This is a genomic window from Streptomyces sp. NPDC093071, from assembly GCF_044754545.1.
Taxonomy (GTDB): Bacteria; Actinomycetota; Actinomycetes; order Streptomycetales; family Streptomycetaceae; genus Streptomyces.
Genome location: NZ_JBIVPH010000002.1, coordinates 481375 through 501105, shown reverse-complemented (window position 1 = coordinate 501105; position 19731 = coordinate 481375). Strand labels below are relative to the sequence as shown.

The following is a 19731-nucleotide window of genomic DNA, read 5'->3' as shown; positions in this document are numbered from 1 at the left end:
AAGACGGCGGGTGGGCGTGGAAACGCGCTGGTGGGGCGAGGGCGGGGGAGGAGTGGGGTGGAAGGGTGCAAAGGTTCGAGGAGGACGGAAGCGTGTGCGAGGACGGTCGGGGAGGGAGCAGTCGGCTCCACCCCGGCCTTTCGGTACCCGGTCGTCCGGCGCCTTCCGGCCGTCCGGATGATGGCTCCCATGACGCACACCACCCACAGCGGCGGCACCTCCCGGCGCACCCTGCTGACCGCGCTGACCGCCACCGCGGCTTCCGTTCCCCTCGCCTCGCTGGCCACGACCCCGGCCCGCGCCGCGCAGAACGCCCCCCTTGCCGCCGCCCCGGCGGGCGCCGCCCTCCCGACCGGCCTCGGCGGCCCCCGCTCCTCCGTGACGGTCGCCCCCCTCGGCGCCGACTGGTTCGCCGCCACGGCCCTCGGCGCGCTCGACACCGCCGTACTGCCCGGCACCCCGGCCCGCACCGAGGTCACCTCCGGCGGCAGACGCGTCGCGCTCCTGACACACGGAGCCCGCACGGTGCTCCTCCCCGGCCCCGAGCGCACCTTCACCGAGGACAAGAGACCCTTCGCCGACGACTTCCGGCGCACCCTGCCGGACCCGGCGCTCCCCGAGGCCGACCGCGTGTACTGGGGCACCGCGCCCGGCGGTGGCGGCTGGACCACCCTCGGCGGCCCGGCAGGCGACTACGCGGTCACCCCCGGCGCCGGAGTCATCAGTCTCACCACGGACTACGCGAGCCGCCACGCCAGCGTCCGCGACGGCGAGATCACCGACGTCGACGTGCGCGCGACGGCCTCGTTCGACAAGGTGCCCACCGGCCAGGCCTGTTCGTACGCCCTGTCCTTCGGCTACCAGGACACCCACAACAACTACCGGGCCAGGCTGTCGTTCACGACCTCGGGCGCGGTCGAGCTCCGCGTCGAGAAGGAGGTCGCCGACACCGTCACGCAGCTGGCACCGGTCGTCCCCCTGGCCACCGGAGTCGCCGCCGGAACCGCGTGGACCGTACGGGTCCGCCGCGAGGGCACCGGGATCAGGGCCAAGGCCTGGCGCACGTCCACCGCCGAGCCCGCCGCCTGGACCGTCGAGGCCGCCGACGCCACCTTCGGCAAGGGGCGGGTGGGACTGCGCGCCCTCGCCAACGACGGCTGCACCAACCTGCCGGTCAAGCTGACCGTGAGCCGCTTCGAGGTGACCGCCGCGACCTGGGAGGCCCCGCCGACCGTCACCCACGGCGACTGGGTGCGCGTCCTGGACCGGCCGTTCGACGGCACGTGGACCCCGGAGCTGGAGGAGCGGATCCGGTCCTGGGCCGGCTCGACCGCGCCCGACGTGCTCGCCTGCGCGGCGATGTTCCTGCCGGGCGGCCCGGCCGTGACCGCGGGGACCGGTCCCGCGGCGGGCCGCCAGGTCCTCGGCCGGGCCGGCTACGGCCACCTCGACCCGCGGGGCAACCGCTACGAGGGCGCCGACTTCCACGAGTACATGAACCTCGGCTGGACCTTCCCGGACGGCACGTACACCGGTCCGTCGAGCGCGCAGGTCGGCAACCTGGACTGCTCCGGCTACACCCGGATGGTCTTCGGCCACCACCACGGCGTCCCCCTGGCGGCCGGGGCGGACACCTCCGGGACCCGGCTGCCCCGCAAGTCCCGCGACATGGCGGAGTACGCGCCGGGCGTCCGCGTCGACCGGACGGCCGGTGGCGCCCCGCCGGCCGCGGCCCAGCTCCAGCCGGGCGACCTGGTCCTCTTCAACGCCGACTCGGGCGACGACGGCCAGACCGCCACGGTCGACCACGTCGGCATCTACCTGGGCAGGGACACGAACGGGAAGCGCCGCTTCCTCTCCAGCCGCAAGACCTGCAACGGACCGACCATGGCCGACCTGGGGGGATCCTCCACCCTGGACGGCACGGGCACGTACGCCGTCAAGCTCCACACCGTGCACCGCCTCTGACGCGGCGGACCGGCGCCCGGGGCCCGCTCCGCGACGGGCGGAAGGGCTGAGAGGATGGACCGGTGTCCTCCTCAGAGAGCCCGGCCCGGGCCCCGGTCCCGGCGGCGCGGCCGCTCCGCACCGAGCGGCTGCTGCTGCGGCCCGTCCGGGGCGGCGACCTGCCGGCCGTGACGCGGCTGTGGACCGATCCCGACGTACGGCGCCACCTCGGCGGTCCCGTCACCGGGCCCGTCATCCGCATCCGGCAGCGGCGGATCGTCGGGGCGCCCGGCTTCCACGCCGTGATCCGGGCCGAGGACGGCGTCCTCCTCGGGCTCGTCACGGTGGAGGACGGCGGGCGGGGCGGGGAGACGGAGGTCTCGTACCAGTTCCTGCCCGAGCACTGGGGGCACGGGTACGCGCGCGAGGCGGTCGGCGCGGCCGTCGCGCGGGCCCTGGAGAGCGGGCCGAGCGTGGTCGCGGTCACCCAGGAGGCCAACCACCGCTCCCGCCGGCTCCTGGAGGCCGTCGGCCTGGAGCACGCCGAGTCCTTCGTGGAGTGGGACGCCCACCAGGTGCTGTACCGGCGGCGCCGCGGGTGACACGATACGGTCGGCGGCCGGGACGTCCGCTCCCGCTCCGAGGAGTTCCGACCATGTCCTTCCTGGTGATCGGCGAGTGCGTCGCCGACATCGTCCGCGCGCCGGAGGGTTCCGGTGCCGCCGACCGGGTCCACCCCGGCGGCAGCCCCGCCAACGTCGCGTACGGACTCGCCCGTCTGGGCCGGGACGTCACCCTGCTCACACAGCTCGCCGACGACCCCGCCGGGCGTCTGATCGGCGCCCATCTGAGGGACGCGGGCGTACGGGTGGAGATCGGCGGCCGTCCCGAGCGCACCCCGTCGGCGGTCGTGGGCCTCGACGCGGAGGGCCGGGCCGCGTACGCCTTCGACATCGCCTGGACGCTGGAGGCCGGGGCGCTGCCCGCCGGGGCGCCCGCCCATGTGCACATCGGCTCGATCGCGGCCGTCACCGCCCCCGGCGCCGCCGCCGTCCTGGCCGGAACCGAGCGGCTGCGCGACCGGGCCACCGTCAGCTACGACCCCAACGTACGGCGCGAACTGATGGGGGAACACGGCCCGGCCGTCGCCCGGGTCGAACGCTGCGTCGCCCTCGCCGACCTGGTCAAGGCGAGCGACGAGGACCTGGCCTGGCTGTATCCGGGGGAGGAGCCGGAGGCCGTCGCCGCCCGCTGGCTGGACCTCGGCCCGGCCGTCGTCCTGGTGACCCGGGGCGCGGCCGGCTCCTTCGCCGTCACCCGGCACCACACGGTCGCCGCCGGGGCGCCCCCGGTCGACGTCGTCGACACCGTCGGCGCGGGCGACTCGTTCATGTCGGCCGTCCTGGACGCGCTGGCCGGACGGGACCGGGCGGCCCTCGGCGCGCTCTCCGCCCGGGAATCGGCCGAACTCCTCGCACGGGCGGGGGCGGCGGCGGCCGTGACCGTCTCCCGGGCCGGGGCCCGGCCGCCCGACCGGGCCGAACTGGACGCGGCCCGCCGGGGGCACGCCGGGACGTGACACGGCCGTGGCCCCCGGAGGAATCCTCCGGGGGCCACGGACAGGTGTGGTGCTTCGGCGCGGGGACCGTCAGTAGGCCGGGGCCAGCTTCGGGTTCGGGCCGTACGCGTTCTGCTGCTGCTCGCCCTCGAGGCAGTTGAAGACGAGGAGGATGATGCCGCCGACGAGCGGGACCAGGGCGATGAGGATCCACCAGCCGGAACGGCCGGTGTCGTGGAGACGCCGGACGGACACGCCGAGGGACGGCAGGAAGACCGCGAGCGTGTAGACGAGGCTGAGGATCTGTATGCCGAGGATCGAGTCCAGGATGCTCAGGATGATCACAGCGATGATGTTGAAGAGCTGGAACATCCAGAATTCCTTGCGGCGCGCTCGGCCGCTGAACACCGCGTACTTCTTGAGAACGTCGAGGTACCAGTTCACTTTGTCCCCCCAAGGACTGGGTATGCGAGCGGGAGAGCCTGTCCCTGTGGAGCAAGCTTTACGCAGAACTTAGGTGGCCGAAACGGTGTGGGTCAATTCGTTACCGTGTGGATGCGGTTCGTCCCTGGGGAACGGTGAACGGCGGCACCTCCCGGTAGTTGGGGTGCCGCCGTTCCGACGGGGGTCAGTGGGGGGACGGGGAGGTCCCGGACGTCACGTCCTCCTCTTGCTCATGAGCAGTCCGCCGGCCGTGAGCGCGAACAGGCAGACGCACGCGCCGGTGATGACGTTGTTGAGGATCATGCCCGTGTCGGGGCCCCGCGTGACCACCCACGGCGAGACGATCAGCCACGCGCCGAGGAGCAGGACCACGAAGTTCAGGTCCTGCGACCGCTCCGGCACCATCGACATGCACAGCCCGAGCACCGCGATGCCGATGCCGACGACCAGGTTGCTGAGGGCCAGTTCCGGCCGGGCCGCGGCGAAGTGGACCGTCCAGGCCGAGATCGCCGCGTAGACGCCGGCGAGGATCACGAGTTCCTCGACCGCCGCCACACCTCGGGTCTGGAGCATACGGGCGTATCGGTCCCGCATTTCCGGTGCGTCGGGGTGTCCCGAGATATCACCGGGGCGATGAGAGACGTCGGCCATGTGACTCGCCTCCTTCTGCGTCCTGCAAGTCGGGCCGCGCTTGCGGCGCAATGCGCCGCTGTTTCATTGTGCTCTTATCTGGCCTTTATGTGTAGTTCTGTCCCTTGAGGGATGTGTACAGAATTCGGGCCCCGGATGTGCTGGGTTCCGCCAAAGGGCGCCGACCGTTCGGCAAAGGACCGGCGTAGCCTGGAAGGGAACTCGGGGAATCGGCCTTCCAGCGCCGGGAGCGGATGATGACCGGCATCGTACGGAGAAGCTTCGACTCGGCGGACGAGACCCGCCCCTTCGAGGACGGCAAGGGCAGGCTGGACCTGCTGACCGACACGGGCGGCCCGGTCGGCCGCGCCGTGTTCGAGCCGGGCTGGCAGTGGACCAAGCACGTCAAACCGATCGCGGGCACCGACAGCTGCCGGGCCGCGCACGTCGGATACGTCGTCGGCGGCCGGTTGAAGGTCGTCATGGACGGCGGCGAGACCGAGGAGTTCGGACCGGGCGACTTCATGCGGGTCGAACCCGGTCACGACGCGTGGGTCCTCGGCGACGAGCCGTGTGTGGTCCTCGACTGGGCCGGCTTCGGCGACTACGCCAAACCTGCCTGACCTGCCTGACCTGCCTGACCTGCCTGACCTGCCTGACCTGCCTGACTCGCCCGATCCGCCTGACCCGCCCGATCCGTGGTCGTGTGCCTCAGCGGTGTCCGAACCTCACCCCCTCCCACGGCACCCGGCCGTGCGGGAAGGAGTCCGGATGCCGCTGGGGGAGCGTGCGCGGCTCGGCCGGTTCGAGCACCGGCTCCGCCCCCTCCACCCGCAGCAGCCACTCGGCCAGCGCCTCCCGCAGCCCGTCGGCCACCTCCCGGTGCGAGGCGAGCCCCACCAGGTTCTCCAGCTCGTACGGGTCGGAGGCCAGGTCGTACAGCTCCGTCTCCCGGTAGCGGTCGGCCGCCGGCTCGCGCCAGGCGTCGGTCCCGGGCGGCGCCGACACCACGTACTTCCACCGCTCGGTCCGCACCGCGCGGCCCACCTGGTCCTCGCTGATCTGGACGAGCACCGACTCCGGCCGGTCCGGGTCCGTCCCGCCGCCGACCAGCGGCAGCAGCGACCTGCCCTGCACCCCCTCGGGCACGGCGAGCCCCACCGCCTCGACCAGCGTCGGCATCAGGTCGGCCGTGGACACCGGCCGCCGGACCAGGCCGCCGCCCCGGAAGCCGGGGCCGGTCAGCGCCCACGGCACCCGCACCGAGGAGTCGTGCGCCGACCGCTTGTACTCGGAGTTCCGCGTGCGGAAGTGGGAGCCGTGGTCGGCGGTCCAGGCGAGGACCGTGTCGTCCTCGATGCCCAGGGAGCGCAGTGCGTCCCGGAGCCGCCCCACCCCCTCGTCCACCCGCTTGATCTGTCCCAGGTAGCCGCCGAGGTGCCGGTGCGCGCCGCCGTGCGGGGCGCCGGGGCTCAGCGCGGCGAGGTCCGGCGGCAGCCAGCGGCCCTCGTACCGCTCCCGGTATCCGGCGGGGGCCGGGTAGTCGTCCGTCGGATTCTGGTGGTGCGGTTCGAGCAGCGAGAGGAAGAGCAGGAACGGCCGGTCGTGGTGGTCGGCGACGAACCGGATCGCCGCGTCGACCAGGGCGTCCGAGCGGTAGCCCGGCAGCCGGACCGGCTCGCCCTCCTCGTCGTGCACCACCGTGCGGTACGCGTCCGAGGTGAACTCCAGCCGGTCCGAGGCCAGCCAGTGCGCGTAGCCGCCCCGGCGCGCGGGCGGCACGGGGCCGTCCGGGTTCTCCTCGCCGGCCAGGTGCCACTTGCCGATGTACCCGGTCGCGTACCCCGCCGCGCCGAGCACCGAGGCGAGGGTGGGCGTGTCCTCCGGCAGCGGGAGCCCGTTGCGGAAGACCCCGGTGGAGGTCGGCCAGCGGCCGGTCTGCAGCGCCGAGCGGGCCGGCGCGCAGACCGGGTTGGGGGTGATCGCCCGCTCGACCAGCGTGCCCTCGCGGGCCAGCCGGTCGAACTCGGGGGTCACCCCCGCCGGATTGCCGTGGACGCCCGTGGTGTCCCACCGCTGCTGGTCGGTGAGGACCACGATCACCCGGGGCGGGACTCCCGTCATGCGGCGGGGGCCTCCGCCGCGCCGGCCGCCGCGTCCGCCGTCCCGTCCGTCGCCGTGTCCGCCGTCGAGGCGCCGGAGGCGATGCCGAACGCCGGGTCCGGCACGGACTCGGGCGCGAGCAGCACCGAGGAGCGTCCGTCCACGCCGACCGGCACGTCGCCGTCGATGGTCACCCGGCGCAGCTTGCGGTCGTGCTCGTCGGAGTCGTCCACGCCGTAGTGCTGGGTGGCGCGGTTGTCCCAGATGGCGACGTCGCCGACCTGCCACTGCCAGCGGACGGTGTTCTCCGGGCGCTCGACGTGCCGCTGGAAGAGGGAGAACAGGTCCCGGGAGTCGGCGCCCGTCAGACCGCTGATCCGCTGCACGAAGTTGCCGAGCAGCAGGGTCCGCTCGCCGGTCTCCGGGTGGACCCGCACGACCGGGTGCTCGGTCAGGAACTTCGTCGAGGCGAAGATCTCGCGGAAGCGCACGAGCTGCTCGGGCAGCACGCCGGGGCGCAGGGCCGCGTAGTCGTAGTCGTTGGAGTGCACCGCGCGCAGGCCGTCGGCCAGCGCCCGCAGCGACTCGGGGAGGCTCTCGTACGCGGTCGCCGTGTTCGCCCACAGGGTGTTGCCGCCGTACGGCGGGATGACGACCGCGCGGAGGATCGAGAAGGCGGGGTAGGCCGGGACGAAGGTCACGTCGGTGTGCCACTGGTTGGCCCGGCCGCCGTAGTCCGAGTCGATGGGGAAGGAGTAACGGCCGTCGGCGGAGGGGACGGTGGGGTGGGCGACGGGCGTGCCGAGGAGCCGCCCGAAGGCCTCCTGGGCCTCTTCGTCCAGGTGGTCCTGGCCCCGGAAGAAGACGACCTTGTGGGCCAGGAGCGCGGCGCGGATCTCGGCGACGGTCTCGGCGGACAGGTCGCCGCCGAGGCGGACGCCGGAGATGACGGCGCCGAGGCGGCCGCCTACCTTCTGGACGGTGATCCCCTGGGCGGCGGCCTCCTGAGCGGTGTCCCTCTGGACGTCGGGAGAGGTGGTGGCGGTCGACATGACGGGTCCTTTCGGAGGTCCGGGAAACGGGCCCGGAGGAATTAATCTCGGAGCGGAAGTAATCGACCGGCGCGTGGGTCCGTACGAACGGGGGCGCCGGTGCCGGGAACGGGGTGAGGATCCCGGAGCGGTACGAGGGCGGGTCCGGCGGCGGCCGGGTCACGGGAGCGGGGCCGGCGGACCGGTCACGCGAAGGGTCGCGAGGGTCAGACGCCGGAGACGGCGGGACAGGAGGAGGTCGCGAACATGTCCCGGAGCCTCGCAGCGGCCGCCGCCGCGCGTCAAGCGCCGGTCCGCTCCCCGAACCGCCGCCCCCGGTGGTTGAATCGGCGCCTGCCCGGTGCCGCCGCCCCGGCCCTCCGCGCCCTGCCGAACCCGCCTTGACCAGCGGTGATTCCCTCCGCTCGGTCGAACGCGGCCGGTTCCGCACGGCGGAGGACGGCCGTACCGGCGGCCGTACGGGATTTCACACCCCCGCAACAGTGACCGGACCGCCGTAACAGTGACCGCACCACCGCGACACCGACCGCCGCACCAGTGACCGCACCCCCGCACCAGTGACCGCACCGCCGTGACACCGACCGCCGCGACACCGACCCGCCCGCCGCGCCGGCGACCAAGAGAGGCCCCGCCCATGACCACGACCACCCCGCACGGCCCCCGGATGGCGGGCGACGGCAGGCGCGAGGCGAACGCCGCCACCGTCCTGCGGACCGTCCTCGACCACGGGCCCGTCGCCCGCAGCGCCGTCGCCCGGCTCTCCGGCCTCAGCCCCGCCGCCGTCTCGCGCCAGGCCACCGACCTCACCCGACTCGGCCTCCTGCGCGAGCTGCCCGAACTCGCCGGGGGCGGGGGAGTGGGGCGGCCCCAGATCCCCGTCGACCTGCACATCGGCGCCACTGGAGGGCCCGTCGTCGGCGGCGTCCACCTCGGCGTCCCCGGCTCGACCTTCGCCCTGGTCGACCTGCGGGGCCGGGTCCTGGCCCGGCACACCCACGCGCACGAGGGCATCGCGCCGGACACCCTGCCCGGGGAGCTCGCCCGCGAGCTGCGCGGCTTCCTCGACGCGCACACCCGGGGCCGCCCCCTCCTCGGGGTCGGCGCCGCGATCGGCGGCTGGGTGGACCCCGCCGAAGGGGTGGTGGTCCGTCACGACGCCCTCGGCTGGCGCCGCCGGCCGCTCGCCGCCGAACTCGCCCGGGGCCTCGGCGGACGCACCGTGCGCCTGGACAACCACGCCCGTTCCATCGCCCAGTCGGAGATCCTCTTCGGTCGGCCCGCCGCCCGCCGCAGCCTCGTGCACCTCTTCGTCGGCAACGTCGTCGACGCGGCCGTCGGACTCGCCGGGGTCGTGCACCAGGGGCCCGGGGCCGCGGCCGGCGACGTGGCGCATCTGCCCGTCCCCAACTCCACGGCCCCCTGCCCCTGCGGGCGTTCGGGCTGCCTGGAGGCGACCGCGTCGAACACCGCCCTCGGGCGCACCGCCGTGCGCCGCGGCATCGTGCCCGAGCCCGACACCTCCCTCGTGGTGGACGCGGCGGCGGCCGGGGACCGGCGCGCCGACCGGCTGCTGCGCGAACGGGCCCGCGCGGTCGGCCGCGCGGTGGCGCTCCTGCTCGACGTCCTCAACCCCGACCTGGTCGTCGTGACCGAGCAGGCCAGCGTCATCGAACCGGACTACCTGGAGGAGATCCGGGGCGCCGCGATCGACCTCTCGCACGTCTGCGGGGACCCCGAACGCATCGTCAGTCCACATGCCGGACCGGCCACGCTGCCCGTCGCGGCGGGCACGGTTCTCCTCAATCCCCTGTTCAGAAGGCCTCTTGAGACCCTCGAAGGGCTCCTTCCCGCAGAGGGGAAAGGCTGAGGTCGTCTCAGAATGCGGTCAACGCCGGTTGACCGCTCCGCGAAGCCGCTGTCATATTGCTCCCGTGAATCCGGACATGCGCCTCATCTCCCGCAGGCACGTCGACCTCTGTCGACAGGCCAGCGCGGTCTGTGCCGTCCGCGCCTGACCCCGGCGCCGGTCGTCGCACCGGCCGTCCCACTCCCGTACCGGCCCCGCAGGACCCGGTCCGCCCGCCGCACCCCCGTCACCGACGGCAGGCGAGCGCCCCGTCGTTCCGGCCGCCGGCCGGCCTCGTCCGTACGGCTCCGTGACGCGAAGGACCCGAAGCTCCCGTCGGGTCCGCGGCTCCCGGGCTCCCCGCCGCCGCACCTCCCCGTAGTCCCCGTAGCCCCCTGAGTCCCCGACCGGCTCCGCGTACTCCCGTACCCGGCTCCGGGCACCCTCCCCGCCCTTTTCGTGGCTCCTTCCTTCCGCAGCGGAAAGAACTCCGCGCGCCCTGCGGACCTCCACCCCTTTCACAGGCAGGCATCGATGACCGAGCTGTTCTCCACCACGCCCACCGCCCTCTCCCGGCGCACCACCCTGCGCGCCGCGGGCGGCGGCACCCTGCTGCTCGGACTCGGCCTGGCGGGCTGCCGCTCGGCGGTCGCCGAGGGCGAGTCCGAGCAGCCCGGCGCCAAGGCGTCCGCGGAGCCCCGGCGCGGCGGCACCCTCACCGTCGCCGTCAACTCGGACTTCACGCCCAGCCTGCTCTTCGCCCAGAGCGGCCAGTCGCTCCAGCAGCGCCTGATCTACAACACCCTCGTCCGCTACGACGACCAGCTGAAGCCGCAGCCGGAACTCGCCACCTCCTGGGACTACGCCCAGGACGGCCGCTCCATCACCCTCAAGCTGCGCACCGGCGTCACCTACCACGACGGCCGGCCCTTCACCGCCGACGACGTGATCTTCGCCGTGAAGAACCTCCAGAACCCGCTGCGCGCCGCCCAGCTGAGGGCCACCGCCGCCGCGATCACCGGTTTCGAGAAGCGCGGCGACCACGAACTCGTCCTCAAGCTCGCCCACCCGGTCAACAACCTGTTCGACCTCTTCGAGTTCATGATCATCACCGACCGGAACAGCGTCGAGGACGCCGTCGCCGGCAAGAAGCTCAACGGCACCGGCCCCTTCAAGCTCACCAAGTGGAGCCCCGGCACCGGCCTGAGCTTCACCCGCAACGAGAAGTACTGGCAGCCCGACCGCCCCTACCTGGACGCCGTCGAGTTCCGCGTCATCGCCCAGGCCGACGCCCTCCTCTCCTCCCTGCGCACCGGCCAGACCCAGCTCTCCTACGGCGTCCCCGGCCGGAACCTCGCCGTCCTCGCCGCCGACCCCGAGCTCGTCATCAGCGAGTACGCCACCGGCGGCGGCGCCCACTACCTCGGCGTCAACACCACCGTCGCCCCGCTGAACGACAAGACCGTCCGGCAGGCCCTCGCCTGGGGCGTCGACCGTGAGCGGATCCTCAAGCAGGTCCTCGGCGGCTACGGACTCGCCTCCGCCACCCCCTGGCCCAAGTCCTCGCCCGCCTTCAGCGAGGCCGGTCGCACCCACTACACCTACGACCCGGGCAAGGCCCGCGAACTCCTCAAGTCCGCCGGCCACACCACGCTCGACCTGCCGCTCCTCCACATCAACCTGCCCGGCGACACCGCGGTGGCCGAGGCCGTCCAGTACGACCTCAAGCAGATCGGCGTCCGGGTCACCCTCGAACCCACCGACCCGGCCACCGCCCAGAAGAACCTCATCTCCCAGTCCATGCCCGGCCTCTGGACCATGAGCCACGGCTTCGCCCAGGTCCAGCCGTCCACCCTCGCCGTCAGCGCCTATCCCTTCAACGAGGCCAAGAACACCTCCAAGTTCCGCTCCGCCCACTACACCAAGGTCGTCCGCGAGGCCTGGACCACCCCCGAGACCGGCGCCCGCACCAACGCCCTGCGGCAGCAGATCACCGACACCCTCCTCGACGAGGCGTTCATCATCGACCTCGTCATCCGGGGCTCCGTCCAGGTCGCCGCCAAGAAGCTGCACGGCGTCACCCTCAACAAGTTCACCTACCTCAACCTCGACGACGCCTACCTGGCGGGCTGAGATGCGCGGCTATCTGCTGCGGAGGCTCCCCTCCGCGCTCCTCGTCCTCCTCGTCGCCTCCTTCGTCGTCTTCGCCGTCCTCCGGCTCGTCCCCGGAGACCCGGCGGCCGTCCTCGCCGGACCCGACGCGAGCGCCGAGACCGAGGCCGCCATCCGGGCGCGCCTCGGCCTCGACGAACCCCTGCCCGCCCAGTACCTCCACTGGCTCGGCGACCTCCTCACCGGCGACCTCGGACCGTCCTACGCGATCGGCGGGCAGACCGCCGACCTCATCGCCGACGGACTCGGCGCCACCGTCGAACTCACCCTCGCCGCCCTGCTGTTCGTCGTCGTCCTCGGCGCCGCCTTCGGCATCCTCGGCGCCACCTCCCGCAGCCCCTGGGTGCGGACGGCCGTACGGGTCGTCACCACCGGAGCCCTCGCCGTACCGCCCTTCGTCACCGGCGTCCTCCTCGTCCTGCTCTTCTCCGTCCTCCTCGGCGTGCTGCCCCCCGGCGGCCGCGTCCCCCTCCTCACCGCGCCCGACCTGGGCGTCCAGTACCTGCTGCTGCCCGCCCTCTGCCTCGCCCTGCCCAGCGCCGCCGTCCTCGGCCGCTACCTCAAGGACGGCATCGAACGCGCCCTCGACGAGGACTACGTCCGCACCGCCACCGCCGCGGGCATCGCCCCCCGCCGCCTGCTCTGGCGCCACGCCCTGCCGAACGCGCTCCCGCCCGTCGTCACCCTCCTCGGGATGCAGACCGGCAACCTCCTCGGCGGCGCCGTCCTCGTCGAGGCGATCTTCGCCTGGCCCGGCCTCGGCCAGCTCGCCGAACAGGCCCTGGTCCGCCGGGACTACCCCGTCGTCCAGGACCTGCTGCTCCTCCTCGTCACCGTCTTCGTCCTCGTCCAGCTGTTCACCGACCTCGTCCACGCCTGGCTCGACCCCCGGATCAGGTGGGAGTGACCGCCATGACCACCCTCACGAAGGCCGCACCGCCCCTCGCGCGCCGGCCCCGCCACCCCTACCGGGCCGCCCTCGCCACCGCCCGCGGCCGCACCGGACTCGTCCTCGTCGGCCTGGTCGTCCTCGCCGGACTCCTCGCCCCGCTGCTCTCCGGCCACGGCCCCACCGACCAGAGCGCCCTGACGCTCGCCGGACCCGGCACCCCCGGACACCCGCTCGGCACCGACGACCTCGGCCGCGACCTGCTGTCCCGGCTGCTCCACGGCATCCGCGCGGACCTCGGCATCATCGCGGTCGCCGTGCCGCTCGGCGCGGCCCTCGGCTGCCTCTTCGCCCTGGCCGCCGCCGCCCACCCGGTCGCCGACACCGTCGTCCAGCGTGCCTTCGACCTGATCCTGGCCTTCCCCGGACTGATCCTGGCGCTCGCCATCACGGCGATCCTCGGCCCCGGCCGGCTGCCCGTGATCCTGGTGATCGCCCTGGCCGAGATCCCCGTCTTCGGACGGCTGCTGCGCACGGGCATCCTGGTCCAGCGCGGCCGGGAGTACGTGACGGCCGCCCGCGTCGGCGGCACCTCCGGCGGCCGGATCCTCACCCGGCACATCCTGCCCAACGCCGCCGACCCGCTCGTCGTCCAGATCGCCGTCTCCCTCACCGTCGCCGTCTTCATCGAAGGCGCCATGAGCTTCCTCGGCGTCGGCGTCCGGCCGCCCGAACCCACCCTCGGCGCCGTCCTCAGCCAGTCCATGCCCTATCTGGCCCAGGCCCCGCACTTCGCCGCCGGACCGCTCGTGACCGTGACCGCGCTCGTCCTCGGCCTCTCCCTGGTCGCCGAGGCACTGAACCGGGAGATACGCCGATGACCACCCCTCCGCTCCTCGATGTCCGGGGCCTGGACGTGGGGTTCACCACCCCCGACAGCCGGCCCCTGCACGCCGTCCGGGACGTCTCCTTCACGCTCCGCAGGGGCGAGACCCTCGCCGTCGTCGGCGAGTCCGGCTCGGGGAAGTCCACCACCGCCCTGGCCCTGCTCCGGATGCTCCCCGGCACCGGCCGGATCACCGGCGGCTCCGTCCTCCTCGACGGGGAGGACCTCGCCGCCGCCACCGAGGACCGGCTGCGGGAGGTGCGCGGCGCGCGGATCGGCATGATCTTCCAGGACCCGATGACGGCCCTGAACCCCGTCCTCAGCATCGGCCGCCACCTCGACGAGGTGCTCAGGGCGCACGGCGACCGGGACCGCGCGGTCCCGGTCGCCACAGGCACGGGCACGGACGCAGACACCGGAATCAGTACGGGGACCGAGACCGGCACCAGTACCAACACCAGTGCCAGTACCGGCACCACCACCGGCCCCGGCAAGCCGTCCCGCCGCCCCAAGAACGCCCGGCGCGACAAGGCCGCCCGCCGCGCCCGCGCCGTCGAACTCCTGCGCCTCGTCGGCATCCCCGACCCCGAGCGCCGCCTCGACGACCACCCGCACCAGTTCTCCGGCGGCCAGCGCCAGCGCATCCTCATCGCCATGGCCCTCGCCGGCGAACCCGACATCCTCCTCGCCGACGAGCCCACCACCGCCCTCGACGCCACCGTCCAGGACCAGATCCTCACCCTCCTCGGCGAGCTCACCCGCACCACCGGCACCGCCCTCGTCCTCATCACCCACAACATGGGCGTGGTCGCCCGCGCCTGCGAGCGGGTCCTCGTCCTGTACGGCGGCACCGTCGTCGAGGACGGCCCCACCGCCGAGGTCCTCACCCGCCCCCGGCACCCCTACACCGCCGGCCTCCTCGCCGCCGTGCCCCGGCTCTCCGCGCCCTCCGGCACCCGCCTCACCGGCATCCCCGGCACCCCGCCCGACCTCTCCCTGCCCCTCGCCGGCTGCGCGTTCGCCGCCCGCTGCGCCCTCGCCGAAGACCACTGCCACACGACCGCGCCCCCGCTCGTCGCCCTCACCGACACCGTCCGCGCGGCCTGCCTGCCCGCCGCCGAACGGGCCGAGCCGCTGCCGCCGCCCCCGCCGCCCGTCCGGATCGAACGGCCCGCGCCTGGCGCCGTCGTCCTGGCCGCCGAGGGGCTCCGCAAGACGTACCGGAGCCGGGGCCGCCGCACCTTCACCGCCCTCGACGACGTCTCCCTGACCCTCGCGGCAGGGGAGACCCTCGGGATCGTCGGCGAGTCCGGCTCCGGCAAGTCCACCCTCGCCCGGGTCCTCGCCCACGCCCACCCCTCCGACGGCGGCCGGATCCTCCTCGAAGGAAAGGACGTCACCCGCCCCGGCCGCGCCGAACTGCACGCCGTGCGCCGCCGCGTCCAGATGGTCTTCCAGGACCCGTACGCCTCCCTCAACCCGCGCATGACCGTGGGGGAGATCGTCGCCGAGCCGCTGCGGGCTTTCGGGCTCGGCACCCCGGCCGAACGGCCCGGCCGCGTCGCGGAGCTCCTCCGCCTCGTCGGCCTCGACCCGGCCGCCGCCGACCGGCACCCGCGCTCCTTCTCCGGCGGCCAGCGCCAGCGCGTCGGCATCGCCCGCGCGCTCGCCCCCGAGCCGTCCGTCCTCATCTGCGACGAACCCGTCTCGGCGCTCGACGTCTCCGTCCAGGCGCAGATCGTCGGCCTCCTCACCGAACTCCAGCGCGACCTGGGCCTCGCCCTCGTCTTCATCGCCCACGACCTGGCCGTGGTCCGCCAGGTCAGCCACCGCATCGCCGTGATGCACGAGGGAAGGATCGTGGAGACCGGCGCCGCCGACGAACTGTGCGAGCGGCCCCGCGACCCCTACACCCGCGCGCTGCTCGCCGCCGCGCCCGAACCCGTACCGGTCACGGCCGCGCCCGTACCCGTGCCCGTCACGGCGGAGGCGGTGTCCGCGTGAGCGCCTGCTGCACCCCCGGCCGCACCTGCGGGGGCGGGAGCGGCCACCCGGCCTCCGTCGAGCTGCTTCCGCTGCCGACCCTACGGACCGCCGTGCCGGACCGGTCCCTGCTCGAACTGGCCGGCGGCACCTTCCGCATGGGCGACTCCTTCGGCGAGGGCTACCCCGCCGACCACGAGGGGCCCGTGCGGGAGGTGACCGTCGCGCCCTTCGCGATCGGCGCCACCGCCGTCACCAACGCGCGGTACGCGCGGTTCGTCGAGGCCACCGGACACCGCACCGACGCCGAACGCTTCGGCTCCTCCTTCGTCTTCCACCTGCTGCTCCACCCCGCCGCCGGCCGCCACGTCCTCGGCCGGGTCCCGCAGGCCCCCTGGTGGCTCGGTGTCGAAGGGGCCTCCTGGCACGCCCCGGAAGGACCCGGCTCCGACCTCGAAGGCCGCGCCGACCATCCGGTCACGCACGTCTCGTACGCCGACGCCCTCGCCTACTGCGCCTGGGCGGACGTCCGGCTGCCCACCGAGGCCGAGTGGGAGTACGCGGCGCGCGGCGGCCTCGACGGCGCCCGCTACCCGTGGGGCGACGACCTCGCCCCGGACGGCCGGGAGCGGTGCAACACCTGGCTCGGGGACTTCCCGCACCGCTCCGACCGGCCCGGCGGCCGGATCGGCACCGTCCCGGTCACCGCCTACGAGCCCAACGGCCACGGCCTGTACAACACCTCCGGCAACGTCTGGGAGTGGTGCGCCGACGCCTTCGCCCCCGCCGACACCTTCGCCCCCGCCGACGCCTCCGACCCGACCGGTCCCGCGGAGACCGCCGAGCGCGTCATCCGCGGCGGCTCGTACCTCTGCCACTCCTCCTACTGCAACCGCTACCGGGTCGCCGCCCGCTCCCACAACACGCCCGACTCCTCGACCGGCCACGGCGGCTTCCGCGTCGCCCGCTCGCTCACCCCGGAAGGACCCGCCCCCGCATGACCACCGGAACCCCCGGCGAAGCCGCCCCGACCGCCCCCCGCCGCGACCCCTACGAGGGCTTCGCCGGACGCGTCGGCCGCACCTTCGCCGAGTCCGAGCCCGCCTGGCCCGCCCGTACCGCACCGCCCGCCAAGGCCCCGAACATCGTCGTCGTCCTCGTCGACGACATGGGATTCAGCGACATCGGCCCCTTCGGCTCCGAGATCCCCACCCCGGTCCTGGACGCCCTCGCCGACGACGGCGTGCGGCTCACCAACTACCACACCATGCCGCTCTGCTCGCCGGCCCGCGCCGCCCTGCTCACCGGCCTCAACCCGCACCGCGTCGGCTACGCCATGGTCGCCAACTCCGACCCCGGCTTCCCCGGCTACGGCATGGAGATCGCCGACGACATCCCCACCCTGGCCGAACTCCTCCACGACGCCGGCTACGCCACCTACGCCGTCGGCAAGTGGCACCTGGTCCGCGACTCCGCCTCCAACGCCGCCGACCACCGGGGCAACTGGCCGCTCCAGAAGGGCTTCGACCAGTACTACGGCGTCCTGGAGGGCCTCACCAGCCTCTTCCACCCGCACCAGCTCGTCCGGGACAACAGCCCGCTCGACATCGACGAGTTCCCCGACGACTACTACTACACCGACGACATCACCGACCAGGCGATCTCCATGGTGAAGTCGCTGCGCGCCCACGACCCCGACAAGCCCTTCTTCCTCTACCTCGCCCACAACGCCGTCCACGGCCCCCTCCAGGCCAGGGCCGAGGACATCGCCCGCCACCGGGGCCGCTACGACGAGGGCTGGGACGTCCTGCGCGAGCGCCGCTTCGCCGCCCAGCTCGCCGCCGGACTCTTCCCGCCCGGCACCGAACTCCCCGCCCGCAACAGCGAGGCCGGACTCGACGTGCCCGCCTGGGACTCCCTCACCGAGGAGCAGCAGCGGCTCTACGCCCGCTACATGGAGGTGTACGCGGCCCTCGTCGACAACATCGACCAGAACCTCGGCCGCCTCACCGCCACCCTCGACGCGCTCGGCGAACTCGACAACACCATCGTCGTCTTCACCTCCGACAACGGCGGCACCGGCGAGGGCGGCGCCGAGGGCACCCGCTCCTACTTCAGCCGCTTCGTCCACCACCCCCGCCTCCCCGGCGACTGGGACCCCGACGTCGACCGCGACCCCGAGCTGATCGGCGGCCCCCGCAGCCTCGTCCACTACCCGCGCGGCTGGGGCATGGCCTCCAACACCCCCTTCCGCCTCTACAAGGGCCACACCTACGCCGGCGGCGTCCGCGTCCCCTTCGTCCTGTCCTGGCCGGACGGCGTCCGCGACGGCCGGCTCGCCGCCGGACTCCGCCCCCAGTACCAGTACGTCACCGACATCGCCCCCACCCTCCTCGAACTCGCCGGTCTCGCCCGGCCGGAGAGCCGCCGGGGCGTCCCCCTCCAGGAACCGGACGGCGTCAGCTTCACCCCCGTCCTCGCCGACCCCGCCCACGACTCCACCCACCCCGAGCAGTACTGCGAGATGACCGGCAACCGCAGCCACTACCGCGACGGCCACAAGCTCGTCACCCTGCACCGCCCGGGTGCCCCGTACGACGACTCCGAGTGGGCCCTGTACGACATCAGAACTGACCCCACCGAGATCCACGACCTCGCCGCCGACCACCCCGACCTCGTCAAGGAGCTGTCGGCCGCCTGGGAGGACGCCGCGTGGCGCAACGGGGTCTTCCCGCTGCCCGACCACAGCGGCGCCCTCGCCCGCCGCAACCCCGCCGAGCGGCGCCTGTCCCGCCCCCTCACGCTGCTGCCCGGCACCCCCGAGCTGGAGCGCTACCGCTCCTCCCGGCTCGTCTCCCTGCGCTCCTTCGAGATCGCCGTCGCCGTCGAGGAGACCGGCGACGGGGTCCTCGTCTCCCACGGCGACCAGGGCGGCGGCTACAGCCTGTACGTCGAGGACGGGCGCCTCGTCCTCGCGTACAACGAGTACGGCACCCTCCACGAGACCGACGCCGGGCCCCTCGGCCCCGGCCCGCACGAGATCCTCGTCTCCGCCACCGCCGAGGAGGGCCTGCGCTGGCGGTTCGCCGTCACCGTCGACGGCGAGCACCGGGCCGCGCCCGACAGCGTCCACCAGCTCATCGGCATGGCCCCCTTCCAGGGCATCAGCGTCGGCGTCGACCGCAAGTCCCCGGTCTCCTGGCCGCTCTACGAACGCCACCGCTCCTTCCGCTTCACCGGCCGCCTGCGCTCCGTCACCTACCGGCCCGGCGCCCCCGGCCCCGACGCGCCCGAGGCCGTCGCCGCCGCCCTGAAGGAGGCCGCCGCGGCCTTCGAGTAGCGGCCCGCCCGCACGTCGTCCGGCCCGGGAGACCCCCGGGCCGGACGGCACGGCGGGGCGGCACAATGTCCGTATGGAAGAAGACGAGCGAACCAGGGCTCCCCGTCACGCCGACTCCGACGTCCGCGAGGCGGTCGAGGGCGAACTGCGCCTCCTCGCCCCCGGCGTGCGCGCCTCCCGCGCGCTCGCCGTCGAACTCCTCGACCCCGAGTTCACCGAGGTCGGCGCCTCGGGCCGCCGCTGGACGTACGAGGAGATGCTCGACGCCCTCCCCGGCATGGCCGGCGACACCGAGACCGGGACGCACTACGAGCCCGCCGCCTTCACCGGGACGCTGCTCGCGCCCGGCGTCGTCCACCTCACGTACGAGACGGTCCGCGACGGGCACCACGCCCGGCGCAGCTCGCTCTGGCGCCGCGCGCCCGAGGCGGACGGCGGACACCTGCGCATGTACTACCACCAGGGAACGCCCGTGCCCGGCAAGGACGTTCAGCCGTAGGCGTCCGTGACGCAGTCGGCGGCGCACCGCCCGTGCTCGTACCGGCGCCGCAGCGCCGCCGCCGCGTGCCGCCGCTCCACCCCGTCGTAGCCGTAGCGCTCCTCGGTCATCCGCACCACGGCTCCCACGGTGACGATCGCCGGCTCGCCCTCGCCCGCGGCCCGGCGGGCCGCCGCGATCACCAGGTCGGCCGCCCGCTGGAGGTCCCGGGCGTACTCCCGCCGGGCGACGGACCGCGCCCGCGAGGCGGCGAACGGGCGTACGGCTCGCCCCTTCCAGACCACACCGGCCGTCATGAGCCCCACACCGGTCAGGACGACGAGCACCCCCACCAGGGCATCGGCGCTCCACCTCACCACCGGCCCCCTTCCGCACGGCCCCG

Annotated in this window: 18 protein-coding genes; 13 read left to right on the top strand and 5 right to left on the bottom strand. The window is 74.1% G+C overall.

What is annotated here, in order from left to right:
- Nucleotides 1-189 precede the first annotated feature (189 nt).
- The 3 genes from ACIQD7_RS08100 (at nucleotide 190) to ACIQD7_RS08090 (ending at nucleotide 3526) form a co-directional block, all read left to right on the top strand.
- Nucleotides 190-1968, top strand: coding sequence for an NlpC/P60 family protein (locus ACIQD7_RS08100; RefSeq protein ID WP_402440576.1), 1779 nt, complete (start codon nucleotides 190-192; stop codon nucleotides 1966-1968).
- 62 nt (nucleotides 1969-2030) lie between these two features.
- Nucleotides 2031-2549 (top strand): GNAT family N-acetyltransferase, encoded by a 519-nt coding sequence (locus ACIQD7_RS08095; RefSeq protein WP_121829644.1) that lies wholly within the window; start codon nucleotides 2031-2033, stop codon nucleotides 2547-2549.
- A gap of 53 nt (nucleotides 2550-2602) precedes the next feature.
- Nucleotides 2603-3526, top strand: coding sequence for a carbohydrate kinase (locus ACIQD7_RS08090; RefSeq protein WP_402440573.1), 924 nt, complete (start codon nucleotides 2603-2605; stop codon nucleotides 3524-3526).
- Between the two features lie 69 nt (nucleotides 3527-3595).
- Here ACIQD7_RS08090 and ACIQD7_RS08085 read toward each other — a convergent pair whose 3' ends face one another.
- Nucleotides 3596-3949: a DUF805 domain-containing protein gene (locus ACIQD7_RS08085; protein ID WP_121829642.1), complete on the bottom strand. Its 354-nt coding sequence runs from the start codon at nucleotides 3947-3949 to the stop codon at nucleotides 3596-3598.
- Between the two features lie 213 nt (nucleotides 3950-4162).
- Nucleotides 4163-4522: an SPW repeat protein gene (locus ACIQD7_RS08080; RefSeq protein ID WP_306768214.1), complete on the bottom strand. Its 360-nt coding sequence runs from the start codon at nucleotides 4520-4522 to the stop codon at nucleotides 4163-4165.
- Nucleotides 4523-4836: 314 nt separating this feature from the next.
- Between ACIQD7_RS08080 and ACIQD7_RS08075 the strand changes: the two genes are divergently transcribed.
- The gene (locus tag ACIQD7_RS08075; RefSeq protein ID WP_391054270.1) at nucleotides 4837-5202 is read left to right on the top strand and encodes a cupin domain-containing protein; all 366 of its coding nucleotides are present in this window, start codon (nucleotides 4837-4839) and stop codon (nucleotides 5200-5202) included.
- Between the two features lie 88 nt (nucleotides 5203-5290).
- On the opposite strand, the gene ACIQD7_RS08070 is transcribed toward ACIQD7_RS08075, so the two are convergent.
- Both ACIQD7_RS08070 and ACIQD7_RS08065 read right to left on the bottom strand, forming a co-directional pair.
- Complete coding sequence (locus tag ACIQD7_RS08070; RefSeq protein ID WP_402440570.1) at nucleotides 5291-6703, bottom strand: sulfatase-like hydrolase/transferase; 1413 nt, start codon at nucleotides 6701-6703, stop codon at nucleotides 5291-5293.
- Nucleotides 6700-7734 (bottom strand): TauD/TfdA dioxygenase family protein, encoded by a 1035-nt coding sequence (locus ACIQD7_RS08065; protein WP_402440568.1) that lies wholly within the window; start codon nucleotides 7732-7734, stop codon nucleotides 6700-6702. Before ACIQD7_RS08065 ends, ACIQD7_RS08070 begins: the two co-directional genes overlap by 4 nt.
- A 634-nt stretch (nucleotides 7735-8368) precedes the next feature.
- Here ACIQD7_RS08065 and ACIQD7_RS08060 point away from each other — a divergent pair.
- The 9 genes from ACIQD7_RS08060 to ACIQD7_RS08020 all read left to right on the top strand — a co-directional run bounded on the left by ACIQD7_RS08060 (nucleotide 8369) and on the right by ACIQD7_RS08020 (nucleotide 19349).
- Nucleotides 8369-9601 carry an ROK family protein gene (locus ACIQD7_RS08060; RefSeq protein ID WP_402440566.1) on the top strand — a complete coding sequence of 411 codons (1233 nt, stop codon included), beginning with the start codon at nucleotides 8369-8371 and terminating at the stop codon, nucleotides 9599-9601.
- A complete protein-coding gene (locus ACIQD7_RS08055; protein ID WP_402440564.1) occupies nucleotides 9489-9749 on the top strand; it encodes a putative leader peptide in 261 nt (86 codons plus the stop codon). Before ACIQD7_RS08060 ends, ACIQD7_RS08055 begins: the two co-directional genes overlap by 113 nt.
- 365 nt (nucleotides 9750-10114) lie before the next feature.
- The gene (locus ACIQD7_RS08050; RefSeq protein ID WP_402440562.1) at nucleotides 10115-11713 is read left to right on the top strand and encodes an ABC transporter substrate-binding protein; all 1599 of its coding nucleotides are present in this window, start codon (nucleotides 10115-10117) and stop codon (nucleotides 11711-11713) included.
- Between the two features lies 1 nt (nucleotide 11714).
- Nucleotides 11715-12659 (top strand): ABC transporter permease, encoded by a 945-nt coding sequence (locus tag ACIQD7_RS08045; protein WP_402440560.1) that lies wholly within the window; start codon nucleotides 11715-11717, stop codon nucleotides 12657-12659.
- A 5-nt stretch (nucleotides 12660-12664) separates the two neighbouring features.
- Nucleotides 12665-13522 carry an ABC transporter permease gene (locus ACIQD7_RS08040; RefSeq protein WP_402440558.1) on the top strand — a complete coding sequence of 286 codons (858 nt, stop codon included), beginning with the start codon at nucleotides 12665-12667 and terminating at the stop codon, nucleotides 13520-13522.
- Entirely contained in the window at nucleotides 13519-15531 is a 2013-nt protein-coding gene (locus tag ACIQD7_RS08035) for a dipeptide ABC transporter ATP-binding protein (RefSeq protein WP_402440556.1), read from the top strand. Before ACIQD7_RS08040 ends, ACIQD7_RS08035 begins: the two co-directional genes overlap by 4 nt.
- Nucleotides 15528-16511 (top strand): formylglycine-generating enzyme family protein, encoded by a 984-nt coding sequence (locus ACIQD7_RS08030; RefSeq protein WP_402440554.1) that lies wholly within the window; start codon nucleotides 15528-15530, stop codon nucleotides 16509-16511. Before ACIQD7_RS08035 ends, ACIQD7_RS08030 begins: the two co-directional genes overlap by 4 nt.
- Entirely contained in the window at nucleotides 16508-18850 is a 2343-nt protein-coding gene (locus tag ACIQD7_RS08025; protein ID WP_402440552.1) for an arylsulfatase, read from the top strand. Before ACIQD7_RS08030 ends, ACIQD7_RS08025 begins: the two co-directional genes overlap by 4 nt.
- A gap of 73 nt (nucleotides 18851-18923) precedes the next feature.
- Nucleotides 18924-19349 carry a DUF4440 domain-containing protein gene (locus ACIQD7_RS08020; RefSeq protein ID WP_402440550.1) on the top strand — a complete coding sequence of 142 codons (426 nt, stop codon included), beginning with the start codon at nucleotides 18924-18926 and terminating at the stop codon, nucleotides 19347-19349.
- On the opposite strand, the gene ACIQD7_RS08015 is transcribed toward ACIQD7_RS08020, so the two are convergent.
- Nucleotides 19340-19705, bottom strand: a complete 366-nt coding sequence (locus ACIQD7_RS08015; RefSeq protein WP_402440548.1) for a hypothetical protein — start codon at nucleotides 19703-19705, stop codon at nucleotides 19340-19342. The two genes, ACIQD7_RS08020 and ACIQD7_RS08015, sit on opposite strands and share 10 nt — an antisense overlap.
- Nucleotides 19706-19731 lie beyond the last annotated feature (26 nt).